The following is a 12,374-nucleotide window of genomic DNA, read 5'->3' as shown; positions in this document are numbered from 1 at the left end:
CAGCAAGGTGGGGATCATCAATACGCCGAACCAGCCTACATACAGGCGGTTTTCGGTGGAGGTGACCCAGTTGCAGAACTGCGCCCACAGGTTTGCGCTTTCGCGTCTCTGTAAGGTCGTTGTCATGATTCTGTATGAGTGCTTGACTTGTTTGCTCAAAGATTAGATTGAAATTTCAATCTATGAATCTAGATTAAGTGAATCGTTTCATTTTGTAAAGAGGTAAATTAAGTTTTTACTCAGGTTTTGTAACAGAAAGTTCACAAAATCGGCATTGAATCCCTGCAAAGCCTGACACAGAGCTTATTGCGAGGCGTCTCCGATTCTGAGATTTGAGAGTGCCCGCTGCATATCAGTTTCTAAGAAACGATCGATTGCGCCATGAATCCAAGCAAAGGAACGCTGACTATCTTCACAAATTCGCTCAAATCCTAGAATTCGACGTAACTCTTCGTAAATTGGGTGAACGATTAATGTGTAAAGGTCACAGCTTTCCGGATAATCCTCACGCATCTTAATTAAGGTCTGCTGAGTATCTTCTAAGAGCTGGCAGAGCGATGTGATCGTTAGATACGGTTGATCAATCACCCAAGCCCGAATGTAAATCGAGACGCAGGTCTTATCGCCTGGCTGAGCCATGATGAATGGATCAACTGGATTGTCCGTTGTGAGATAAAAGCTTTTACTCGGTTGCTGAAAGAAGTACTGGTCGGATTCTGCGGCGACTGGATACAGAACACAAGCGGCCACTACATTATGATTATCTGACCGCCGAAGTACCCGCATTCCTTTGCCGTACTGTTGTGACCATAATCTGAGAACTTTAGCAAGCTTAGCCATCGCTGCACCATCTCGAATCATCGGTGCATAGTTTTTGGTGTATAGCGTTGAGATAGTAATTGCGTCAGTTCGAGGATTAAACATATCAGCAAAAAGCTCGACAGGCTCTTCGCTGGGAGGAAGTTCAATTTCAGGAAAGGTACGTATTTTGAGTGCGAGAGAATTCCCGTCATATTGTTTGTCGAGTAATCCTAACGCAGCAAGACGATCGATCATCATTCCCGCCGCACGATCGCTACCTTTTTCCTGATCTCGGTAAAACAGCTCAGCTGCTTCACGATGAGTACAGTTGACTAACCCTTCTGGAGCACGAAGTTCTTTTAAGCGAGTTGGAATACCGCCATGTAATTCTTCTTGCTGTTTCAGCAAGAGATACGCCCAGAGGCGGACAAAATATTCTGCCTTGCGCCGAGTGAGTCCGCCTCGGCGTTGAATCAGAGCGATGTAAGAACGTTGAACCTCGATTGGAAATAAGCGATCGACCAGATCTGGAAGCATGGCAAAGGTGGGGGCTAAAGAGAGTTGATAAAACAACCTGAATGGGTGAAGCGAGATAATGCTTGGATCAGCAATAGTTTAGAGTGCGAGGCATTTGCACAAGTGAAATTGCTGGTGCATCGTTAGTCAATCCAAGCAGAGATAGCCCTGCATCAGTTCGGTCATGCAGCGCAAAACTCCTGTTGTTCTTACGATTATGACTAACTGTTTTTCCTCTGGGATGAAAAAGCCCTAAATCTTTAAATTATTTCAGCCTTGTTCACCTTTGTTCGGCATTCTTCGGGGAGCTTCTGTGCGCTCATTGTGACTTCGGACGTACGATGTTCACAATCATGAAATTGCTTGAGGATGTCACATTATGACTGCCCGCCTTTTTTCTGTTTCATCGGATTCTCAGTTTGTATTCACGCCTAATCTGCAAAAGAGATCGTCTCGGCGTTCTCAGAGAAAACAACTCAATACTAATAAGCAGCAGCGATTACGATCGGTTGAATCACCCGATTTCAGTCGTAATTTCATTAGCCAGGATGCACTATGGGCAGTTTTGTTAGATACGATGCCAGTGGGGATGATGGTGCTCACCGATGAATTACAAGTGTTTTACTGCAATGAGTCAGCAAAGCACTTATGTCATCGTTTAGAACCCAATAACTCTATACCAGCGTTAGTTCGTTCGCTCTGTGAACGATTGCTAGCAGAAGGATTTGTCATACCAGACCCCCTCATAATGGAGTATCAAGATGGAGCCAATAAACTCTTTCGATTACAGGTTCGCTGGCTAAATTTAGCTGAACGGACATTCTTTCTCGTTCATTTAGAAGACTGTTTTGCCTTGTTACAGGAAGAATTGACGATCGAACAAGTAAAATACGATTTCACCGAACGAGAAGCCGAAGTTTGGTGTTTGTTGCGGCAAAAGTATTCATATCAAGAGATTGCAGACTTTCTAAAAATCACATTGAATACGGTCAAGACCCACGTTAAGAATATTTATGCAAAACGCAAGAGCATAGGGAACCAACAGCAAATTTGGTATTCCAGATAGACAAATTGAGTCGAGCATCCCGTCAGGGTTGGGTTTCGACTATGCTCAACCCGGCGTATGATGGCTCTATTGCCTGATAGCAAGTCTTCTTGGATCAATGAAAGCGATTACCTATAGTTCGGCTTACACGATTGTTCCAACCTACGAATGTTTTAATCGCTGTACGTATTGCAATTTTCGTACTGATCCGGGTCAGGATGAATGGATGAGTTTGGCACAAGCCGAGCATATTTTGCAACGATTAGACCATGTTGTCGAACTACTAATCTTGAGCGGCGAAGTCCATCCAAACAGTGCAAGACGCGCTTCTTGGTTCGATCGCATTTTCGATCTTTGCAAATTAGCGCTATCGATGGGATTTCTCCCGCATACTAATGCTGGAATTCTCAGCTTTGATGAGATGGCAAAGCTAAAAACCGTCAATGTTTCAATGGGGTTAATGTTAGAACAAATGACCCCAACCTTACTCGAATCTGTCCATCGCCATGCACCAAGCAAATTACCTGAGGTGAGATTGCAGCAGTTAGCCTGGGCTGGTGAATTGCAGATTCCGTTTACAACTGGATTATTACTCGGAATTGGAGAGAGTGAACGAGATCGCATTGAGACATTAGTCGCGATCGCGAACATTCACGAACAATACAAACATATCCAAGAAGTGATTCTCCAGCCTTACAGTCCTGGACAGAAAGAGAGCCTTTCTCAAGCTGCTTTTCAGCCTGGGCAGTTAGTTCAACTGATTAAAATTGCGCGATCGATCTTGCCAGATACAATTTCAATTCAGATTCCACCGAACTTGGTCGCAGAGGATTTGATTGCCTGCTTAGACGCAGGTGCGCAGGATTTGGGTGGGATTAGCCCGCATGATGAAGTTAATCCCGATTATCCGCATCCTAAAGTTGAGGCGCTGAGACAACAGCTTGAGCCGCAGAGCTATCACTTAGTGCAGCGCCTGCCCATCTATCCGCAGTACGATCGCTGGTTAGCTGACGACCTCAGAGCCGCAGTTGAGCATCATAGAACGGCTGGACTTGAAACCTCTAAGAACTCAGTCACATACCGCAAATAAGTTGTTGGGTCTTCCAACATCGGGAAATGAGCCGTGTTCGGAATCACAACATGCTGAATGTGATCGCTTAATGCTGCCGCCTGTCTGCCCATTTCAGCCGGAATAATTTTGTCGTACTCTCCTGAGATTAACAACGTTGGAACGGTAATTCGAGAGAACTCCCCTGGCATTGTCTCCGCTGCTTCTTGACTCACCGCAGAAAACATCGTTCCGAGTGCAGCAGGTTCGTCTGCCATTAAGAAATCATCTAGAAATGCTCGGCTCATTTCCCTGGGCACAGACTGATGGAGAAAGCGCTGCATAAAGAGTCGATCAGTGAAAGGCAAACTATAGAGCCACGGATAGCGAAATTTCACAACGTAGCCGCCAAATTTATGAAATGCTTTGAACGCTTTTTCTTGGTATTCAAAAATGCCGCTACAGGTGAGAATTGCTCGATCGACGAATTCCGCATACCGATTCAGGAATAAAACGGCGATTGACGAGCCGGTCGAATGCGCATTCAGACTCACTTTCTGAAGCCGCAGTGCCACGAGTAATCCTGCTAAATCTCGAACATAGATATCTAGTTCATACGTTGATTCAGGCGCATCGTCCATTCTCGATCGCCCAAATCCGCGCATATCGTATAGCAAACAATCGAAATGCGGACAGAGCGATCGAGCCGTACTTTCCCAATAGCGCGCCGACCCTCCCCAACCATGCACAAAAACTAAAACAGGCTTACCGCTCGGCTGATTTCCCGATTCAGTAAGCCATTCGTAGTAGTGATTAAAACCGTTTACAGAGATGTAAGCCATGAGCGGATTGAAACATGTCCAGAACTTAGGGTAGCACTGGAATTTCAATCCGCTAAGAAGCTTTAGGCTGATTCCGGTTTTGGTAAAGAAGACGGGTGTAGCAGCAATTCAGCCGTCGATCGTTTCTCAACCATTTCGCGAGTAATCGTACAGCGAGTCACATCTTTACGCGAAGGCAACTCGTACATAATGTCGAGCATCATTTCTTCGACAATGCTGCGAAGTGCCCGTGCTCCTGTCTTCCGGCGATATGCCTCTTGAGCGATCGCGGTCACCGCATCCGGCTTAAATTCAAGCTGCACATTGTCCATCTTCAGCAATTTCTGGAACTGCTTGACCAGCGCGTTCTTCGGCTCGGTGAGAATCTCAGACAGTGCTTTCTCATCGAGTGGATCAACGACTGCCATCACGGGAATACGACCGATGAATTCAGGAATCAACCCAAATTTCACCAAATCATCTGGCTCTAAATGCTGAAGCACATCGGCAGTTCGCTTCTCTTTCGATTGTTCGCCCGCTTGGACAAAGCCCATCGATCGCTTGCCTAAGCGCTGCTCAACCGCTTTATCTAATCCAACAAATGCACCACCGCAAATAAACAAGATATTGCTGGTGTCGATTTGAATACAGTCTTGATACGGATGTTTGCGACCGCCTTGCGGGGGAACATTCGCGATCGTGCCTTCCAACATCTTCAGCAGAGCTTGCTGAACCCCTTCGCCTGAAACATCACGAGTAATCGAGGGATTTTCGCTCTTGCGGGCAATCTTATCAATTTCGTCAATGTAGATAATGCCGCGTTGCGCTTCTTCAACATCGAGATCCGCAACTTGTAGAAGACGCAGCAAAATGTTTTCAACATCTTCGCCGACATAACCTGCTTCGGTTAGGGTCGTCGCGTCAGCAACCGCAAACGGTACATCTAAAATCTCAGCCAAGGTCTGAGCCAAGAGCGTTTTACCGCACCCCGTCGGACCAATCAGCAAAATATTTGACTTCTGCAACTCAACCGAATCATCAGGCGATGACTTACCGCTATTTTTCGCTTGTAAAAAGCTCAAGCGTTTGTAATGGTTGTAGACCGCGACCGAGAGCACTTTTTTCGCCTCGTCTTGACCGATCACATGCTCATCCAGATATTTCTTGATCTCCCGGGGTTTCGGCAACTGATTGAGAGAGATATTGGCTGAGCGCGATCGACGTTTTTCAGGCGCTTGTTCTCGGCGCGGCACAGGTTGTGGAGCAGCGCTGGAGTCAAACAACTCCTCATCTAAAATCTCATTACACAAATCCACGCATTCATCGCATATGTAAACCCCAGGTCCAGCGATTAGCTTGCGGACTTGCTCCTGAGACTTGCCACAAAAAGAACATTTCAGATGGGAGTCGTACTTTGACATAGCTGCCTCTTATCTTGCTGCGGCGACAGGTTCTCCAGCTTTGGGAAGGTTCTGCCGGGAAATCACTTGGTCAATTAAGCCATATTGCTTTGCTTCGTCAGCAGACATAAAGAAGTCACGCTCCGTGTCTGCTTCAATGCGCTCAAGCGGCTGTCCGGTATGTTGAGCTAAAAGCTCATTTAGCTTGCGCTTATGATAAAGGATTTCTTTCGCCTGGATCTCGATATCCACTGCTTGCCCTTGAGCACCGCCGAGCGGCTGGTGAATCATGATGCGAGAGCTGGGCAAAGACATCCGTTTACCGGGTGTTCCACCTGAGAGGAGAAACGCTCCCATACTAGCAGCAAGCCCAAAACAAATGGTCACAACATCACAGCTAACTTGCTGCATGGTGTCATAGATTGCCATTCCTGCCGTGACTGACCCGCCCGGAGAATTGATATAGATCTGAATGTCTTTTTCAGGATCTTCAGCTTCGAGAAACAGCAATTGCGCGACGAGAGAATCCGCAACGCTATCGTCGATCGCGCTTCCTAAAAAGATAATGCGCTCCCGCAACAGACGGGAGTAGATGTCGAAGGCACGCTCACCGCGCCCAGACTGCTCCACCACCATCGGAACGACGTTAGTTGGGGCAGCTTGAGAGACGACATCCAGCGTGCTGAGATTTTGAATTGCGTAGTCGAAAGACTGAGAGTTATACATGAGGCAAGCGGCTTACGTTCCACAAGTTCAATTCTAGCCAACAAACGCGAAGTTATCCGGCACACATCCGAATGCTTACAGATTTGTGGATGGACTTTAGATCTCGACAAAATTGAATTCCGGTTGTGGAGCAGGCATCTTGCCTGCAGTGGGGCAAAATATTCTGCCCCACAATTCATTCTGTCGCTACCCTATTCGACCACTTCAACTTCGACTGCTTCCGCTTCGGTTTCGTCGTCGTCAAAGCCGTCTTCATCGGGTTCGTCTTTTTTCAACGTGCCTTCTGGGACAAGCTCGATCGTTGAATTTGCAATCAGCCAATCCATGATCTTTTCTTTCAGCAGGTCTTCTTCAACCGCGCTTCTGAGCCGATCCATATCAATGTCGCGTCCCGCCAATTCTGTCAGAAGTTCCTGAATTTTGGTATTCAGTTCGTCTTCTTCGACTTTAAGCGATTCTTTTTTGGCGACTTCTCCCAAGGCAAGAGTGCGTTTGATTCGCTCGATCGCATCCGGTCTAGAGCGCTCTTTCAACATTGGGATGGTGTCTTTGTTGAGCAGGCGCTTGATGTCGATGCCTTGCTGCTGAAGCTGCATCGCGGTTTGAGTCACCATGTATTCGACTTCACGTTCGATCATGGTTTCAGGCAGATCAGCTTCAACTTGATTCAACAATTCGTTGAGCAGTGCTTCTTCTTTGTTGGTTTTGGTCTGCTGTTCCGCTTCGTCGTTGAAACGCTTTTCGAGGGCTTCACGCATTTCAGCGATCGTTTCATACTCATCGCCACTCGCTTCTTTGGCAAAATCGTCATCGACTTCAGGAAGTTCTTTTCCTTTCAGTTCTTTGAGGGTAATTTCAAATTTTGCGGGTCGTCCAGCCAGTTGTTCTTGAGGGTAATCTTCGGGGAAGGTGACGGAGATTTCCTTTGTTTCGCCAGGCTTCATACCGAAAATTCCGTCAATAAAGCCTTCGATAAAGCGACCATCTTCGAGTTCAAGTTGGAAATCTGATGCTTCGCCGCCCGGAACTTCGATTTCTTCTTCACCCTCTGCCGGAGTAAAGCGACCTTTAAAGTCGATCACGGAAACATCGCCTTTCTGAGCAGGACGATCTTCGATCGGGATCAAGGTTGCTAGCTGAGTGCGGTAATTTTCGATGACAGAATCCACTTTTTCTGGATCGGGTTTCACTTCTTCTGCTTGAACCGTGAAATCCTTATATTGCTTGAGGTTCACTTCCGGTGGGACATCAACAGAAGCAGAGAAGGTAAGCGCTGCACCGGGTTTGTAGTTCCCAACAAGTTCGTCAAATGACGACTTCAGCTGAAAGTTGCCCAATGCGTCGATTTTTTCTTGTTTGATGGCTTCTTTCAGTGCAGTATCAACCAATTCCTCCACAACTGATGCATTGATGCGCAACGAGCCGATCCGCTGAATCAGCACCTGTTTCGGCACTTTTCCTTTACGGAACCCAGGAATATTTAGCGATCTCGTGAAGTCTTGAAGGACTCGATCGTAAGTTTTCTGAGACAGTTCTGGCGTAACTTCAATTTCTAACCCGACCTGACTGGCGGGAAGCTTTTCCTGGGTAACTTTCATCGGCGTAAGTGACAAAAAATGCGAATTTCTACCAAGCAGTAAGCTATACTAACCGATTCTAGTCACGGTTGCGCGATTCGTTTCGGTGAATCTTTAGATTTTAGAGAGTCCAGATTGTTATAAAAGCCCGCCTGGAGAAGAATATGAGGCTGTATGCTTCGTTTCCATTTGCCCCACATTGCAGCGATCGGGCAAACAGTGCAGGTGATATCTATAAACATCGACGCTCTGCAATAATAATTTAAGAAATACCAAGGATCAAAACCTTGTCGGATCAGCTACTTGAATTCGGTTCAAAAGCACGCTAGTCTCTGAAAGAAATCAGAAGCAACCGAAAGTCTTTATATTTCAGATTATTCGTATTACCGATTCGTATTCAAACAAAATCTTATTGAAGCTTTTGAGACTTTAGTCATTCACTGTGGAGGAATTTATTTTGGGTCAATCCTATCGAGTAGCGATTTTAGGGGCGACAGGGGCGGTTGGAACTGAACTACTGGAACTGTTGGATCAGCGTAATTTTCCCGTGTCTGAGTTGAAGCTGTTAGCCTCTCCACGATCGGCAGGCTCAACCGTAATGTTTCAGGGCGAAAGTTTAACGATCGAAGCCGTCAACGAGTCGTCATTCAATAATGTCGATATTGTTCTCGCATCAGCAGGCGGATCAATTTCCAAGCAATGGGTGAAAGATATCGTTGCGGCTGGAGCCGTGATGATTGATAACTCTAGCGCGTTTCGGATGCAGCCAGATGTACCCTTGGTTGTGCCAGAGGTAAATCCAGAAGCGGCAGCAGCCCATCAAGGTGTGATTGCGAATCCGAACTGCACCACGATTTTGATGTCGGTTGCAGTTTATCCGTTACATCAAGTCTTGCCGATTCGGCGGATTGTCGCATCGACGTATCAATCCGCCAGTGGCGCGGGTGCGCGAGCAATGGAAGAAGTGAAAAAACAATCGATCGCGATTCTACAAGGGCAAGAACCAAAAGCCGAAATTTTGCCTTATCCATTAGCGTTTAATCTGTTTCCACACAATTCAAAACTCGAAGCTTCCGGGTATTGCGAAGAAGAGTTGAAAATGGTGAATGAGACGCGCAAGATTTTTGGCGCGCCCGATCTGCGGATTACCGCAACCTGTGTACGGGTTCCTGTCTTGCGGGCACACTCGGAAGCGATTAACCTGGAGTTTGATTCTCCTTTTGCAGTCGAGAAAGCGCGCGAACTCCTGATTCAAGCTCCTGGAGTCCAGCTAGTCGAAGACTGGGACGCAAACTATTTCCCGATGCCGATCGATGCTAGCGGCAAGGATGACGTTTTAGTGGGGCGGATTCGTCAAGATATTTCCAATCCCAATGGTTTAGAGCTTTGGCTGTGTGGCGACCAAATTCGCAAAGGCGCCGCACTCAACGCGATTCAAATCGCTGAACTCTTGATCGAGAAGAATCTCTTGAAACCAGCTTTAGTCGCCAACTCATAGGATTTATAGGGAGTTTAGATAGAGTGTGATAAATTTTGGAAATGTCCTGACCGCAATGATTACGCCCTTCACAGCAGATGGGGAAGTCAATTATGCTGTGACCGAAAAATTAGCGGTTCATTTAGCAGATCATGGTACAGATACGATCGTGGTCTGCGGAACGACCGGAGAATCCCCAACGCTTTCCTGGGACGAAGAATTTGAATTATTCCGAGTCGTAAAAAGTGCTGTGGCAGGTAAGGCAAAAGTCATGGCAGGAACGGGATCAAACTCGACAGCAGAAGCGATCGAGGCGACTCAAAAAGCCGCTAAAATGGGGTTAGACGGTTCGTTACAAGTTGTGCCCTATTACAACAAGCCACCACAATCGGGGTTGTATCAGCACTTTAAAGCGATCGCGGAATCTTCCGATCTGCCGCTGATGCTGTATAACGTACCAGGGCGCACCAGTCAGAATTTGCAAGCTGAGACAGTCGCTCGACTTGCGAAAATTCCAAATATTGTTGCAATTAAGGAAGCGAGTGGCAATCTAGATCAAGTAAGCCAAATTCGACGGATGACCCCGCCAGAGTTTGCAATCTATTCTGGAGACGATTCCTTGACACTGCCGATGTTAGCGATTGGAGCAAAAGGCGTTGTGAGCGTAGCGAGCCACTTAGTGGGAGATCGCTTACAGCAGATGATCCGAGCTTTCGAGAGCGGTCAAGTCCAGAAAGCAACCCAAATTCATTTAGAGTTGTTGTCCTTGTTTAAAGTTCTATTTGTCACAACAAATCCGATCCCAGTCAAAGCTGCTATGAGCCTGCAGGGCTGGCAAGTTGGGGATTTACGCTTACCGCTCTGCGCACCTGACGACGCTGTGCGAGATCAAGTCATGCAAGTCATGAGTGAACTGAACTTGCTGAATGCTGCACATGTCTGACAAGTTTCTGCACAACTGAATAGCTCCATTTTTTAGTCAGCGACTTGAAAACTTGCTCTGCTGACTTTTCACTAAGTTTTTTTCGTAAACCTGAAGGATACTGATGACTCAAAATAACTCTTCAAACGCGCTCAAAATCATCCCGCTTGGCGGATTACATGAAATTGGTAAAAATACCTGCGTTTTTGAATACGGCGATGAGATTGTGCTTCTCGACGCTGGACTTGCTTTTCCGACCGATGGGATGCACGGTGTGAATATTGTGCTGCCGGACATGACCTATTTGCGGGAAAATCGCGAAAAGATCAAGGGGATGATTATTACCCACGGTCATGAAGATCATATTGGTGGCATTGCTTTCCACTTGAAGCAGCTAGATATTCCAGTGATGTACGGACCTCGTTTGGCTCTGGCCTTGCTCGAAGGCAAACTCGAAGAAGCTGGCGTTGCCGACCGCACAGAACTCAGAACGGTTCGCCCACGCGACATTATCCGCATTGGTTCTCATTTCTTTGTCGAGTTCATTCGGAATACTCACTCGATCGCGGATAGTTTCACCGTTGCGATTCATACGCCTGTCGGGGTTGTGATTCACACAGGCGATTTCAAATTCGATCACACTCCAGTTGATGGCGAGAAGTTCGACATTCAGCGCTTAGCGGAGTACGGCGAAAAAGGTGTGCAATGTTTGATCAGCGATTCAACGAACTCTGAGATTCCAGGTTTTACTCCTTCGGAACGTGCTGTATTCCCGAATCTCGATCGAGTGTTTACACAAGCTCAAGGTCGCTTACTGATCACGACGTTTGCTTCTTCTGTGCACCGGATCAACATGATTTTGGAACTGGCAGAAAAGCATGGTCGTGTGGTTTCGGTCTTAGGTCGATCGATGCTGAATGTGATCGCTCACGCGCGAACTTTGGGATATATCAAATGCCGCGATGATATCCTTCAGCCACTACATGTGACGCAGAAGATGCCCGATAAAGATGTCCTGATTTTGACCACTGGATCGCAAGGTGAACCGATGTCAGCGATGACTCGAATTGCTAATGGAGAACATCGCCAAGTCAAAATTCGCGAAGGCGACACTGTTGTTTTCTCAGCGAATCCGATTCCAGGAAATACGATTGCGGTTGTCAACACGATCGACAAACTGATGATGAATGGCGCGAAGGTCGTTTATGGGAAAGACCAAGGCATTCACGTTTCAGGTCATGGTTGCCAAGAAGATCAGAAATTGATGCTGGCTCTGACTCGTCCGAAGTTCTTCTTACCCGTTCACGGTGAGCATCGGATGTTGATCAAACATTCCCAGACCGCTCAAAGCACGGGCATTCCGGCTGAGAATATGGTGATTATCGACAATGGTGATGTTGTCGAGTTGACCAAAGATTCGATCCGCAAAGCTGGCAAGGTGAAGGCTGGAATTGAGTTAGTCGATACATCGCGATCAGGCATGGTGGACGATCGAGTTCTGAAAGAGCGTCAGCAGTTAGCAGGTGATGGTGTTGTAACGATTGCTGCAGCTGTGACGAATGAAGGGCGCTTGTTTAGCAAGCCTGATGTGCATTTGCGCGGGGTTGTGACTTCGGTGAATCCAGAGCAGTTGAGAACGAGAATTCAAGACGCGATCGAGGCGGTGTTAAGTGATCGCTGGAAGGAGTTCTACAGCACGTTTGAGGGTCGCATTGAGATCGACTGGGCTGGTTTGGAAGTTCAAATCGAGCGTGAGATTCATCGCTTACTGCGTCGGGAATTGCAAAGTAATCCGCTGTTGGTGTTCTTGATGCAAACTCCGGATGCGCCTGTGGTGAAATCGACTCCGGGAAGAACGCGATCGACCGCAAGAGTCGCATCTTAGAAGATTAGAATTCGGAATTAAGGAATCCTTAAGTTCTTTAGTTCCGAATTCTTGCTATACTCACAAGAGTGTTGCGAGGGCATGTAGCTCAGGGGATAGAGCACCAGATTCCGGTTCTGGGTGTCGCAGGTTCGATTCCTGCCATGCTCGTTGTTT

Annotated in this window: 10 protein-coding genes, 1 tRNA gene and 1 pseudogene; 6 read left to right on the top strand and 6 right to left on the bottom strand. The window is 47.0% G+C overall.

Annotation, left to right across the window (positions count from 1 at the left end):
* Positions 1 to 126: pseudogene (locus tag J0L70_RS19125) on the bottom strand (photosystem II q(b) protein); the annotation flags it as partial.
* Positions 127 to 303: 177 nt separating this feature from the next.
* Positions 304 to 1,338 carry a hypothetical protein gene (locus tag J0L70_RS19120; protein WP_017288021.1) on the bottom strand — a complete coding sequence of 345 codons (1,035 nt, stop codon included), beginning with the start codon at positions 1,336 to 1,338 and terminating at the stop codon, positions 304 to 306.
* A 358-nt stretch (positions 1,339 to 1,696) separates the two neighbouring features.
* Between J0L70_RS19120 and J0L70_RS19115 the strand changes: the two genes are divergently transcribed.
* Both J0L70_RS19115 and cofG read left to right on the top strand, forming a co-directional pair.
* The gene (locus J0L70_RS19115) at positions 1,697 to 2,383 is read left to right on the top strand and encodes a helix-turn-helix transcriptional regulator (protein WP_017288022.1); all 687 of its coding nucleotides are present in this window, start codon (positions 1,697 to 1,699) and stop codon (positions 2,381 to 2,383) included.
* Between the two features lie 97 nt (positions 2,384 to 2,480).
* Positions 2,481 to 3,452, top strand: a complete 972-nt coding sequence (cofG, locus tag J0L70_RS19110) for a 7,8-didemethyl-8-hydroxy-5-deazariboflavin synthase subunit CofG (RefSeq protein ID WP_287455554.1) — start codon at positions 2,481 to 2,483, stop codon at positions 3,450 to 3,452.
* On the opposite strand, the gene J0L70_RS19105 is transcribed toward cofG, so the two are convergent.
* From J0L70_RS19105 to tig, 4 genes are all read right to left on the bottom strand, one after another.
* Positions 3,398 to 4,252, bottom strand: a complete 855-nt coding sequence (locus tag J0L70_RS19105) for an alpha/beta fold hydrolase (protein ID WP_017288024.1) — start codon at positions 4,250 to 4,252, stop codon at positions 3,398 to 3,400. The genes cofG and J0L70_RS19105 overlap by 55 nt on opposite strands.
* A 62-nt stretch (positions 4,253 to 4,314) precedes the next feature.
* Entirely contained in the window at positions 4,315 to 5,652 is a 1,338-nt protein-coding gene (clpX, locus tag J0L70_RS19100) for an ATP-dependent protease ATP-binding subunit ClpX (RefSeq protein ID WP_026148614.1), read from the bottom strand.
* Positions 5,653 to 5,661: 9 nt separating this feature from the next.
* Positions 5,662 to 6,357, bottom strand: coding sequence for an ATP-dependent Clp endopeptidase proteolytic subunit ClpP (clpP, locus tag J0L70_RS19095; RefSeq protein WP_086371024.1), 696 nt, complete (start codon positions 6,355 to 6,357; stop codon positions 5,662 to 5,664).
* A gap of 191 nt (positions 6,358 to 6,548) precedes the next feature.
* On the bottom strand, positions 6,549 to 7,955 hold the full coding sequence (tig, locus tag J0L70_RS19090) for a trigger factor (protein WP_287455553.1): 1,407 nt from the start codon (positions 7,953 to 7,955) through the stop codon (positions 6,549 to 6,551).
* Positions 7,956 to 8,391: 436 nt separating this feature from the next.
* Between tig and J0L70_RS19085 the strand changes: the two genes are divergently transcribed.
* The 4 genes from J0L70_RS19085 (at position 8,392) to J0L70_RS19070 (ending at position 12,368) form a co-directional block, all read left to right on the top strand.
* Positions 8,392 to 9,432 carry an aspartate-semialdehyde dehydrogenase gene (locus J0L70_RS19085; protein WP_026148615.1) on the top strand — a complete coding sequence of 347 codons (1,041 nt, stop codon included), beginning with the start codon at positions 8,392 to 8,394 and terminating at the stop codon, positions 9,430 to 9,432.
* A gap of 25 nt (positions 9,433 to 9,457) precedes the next feature.
* Positions 9,458 to 10,354, top strand: a complete 897-nt coding sequence (gene dapA, locus J0L70_RS19080) for a 4-hydroxy-tetrahydrodipicolinate synthase (RefSeq protein ID WP_026148616.1) — start codon at positions 9,458 to 9,460, stop codon at positions 10,352 to 10,354.
* A 103-nt stretch (positions 10,355 to 10,457) separates the two neighbouring features.
* Positions 10,458 to 12,218 (top strand): ribonuclease J, encoded by a 1,761-nt coding sequence (locus tag J0L70_RS19075; RefSeq protein ID WP_287455552.1) that lies wholly within the window; start codon positions 10,458 to 10,460, stop codon positions 12,216 to 12,218.
* A gap of 77 nt (positions 12,219 to 12,295) precedes the next feature.
* Positions 12,296 to 12,368 (top strand) — tRNA-Arg (locus tag J0L70_RS19070).
* Positions 12,369 to 12,374 lie beyond the last annotated feature (6 nt).

It is taken from the genome of Leptolyngbya sp. UWPOB_LEPTO1, from assembly GCF_017302695.1.
GTDB lineage: Bacteria > Cyanobacteriota > Cyanobacteriia > Leptolyngbyales > Leptolyngbyaceae > Leptolyngbya > Leptolyngbya boryana.
Note: the sequence above shows the minus strand (reverse complement) of the source record. Positions and strands in the feature narration are given on the sequence as shown.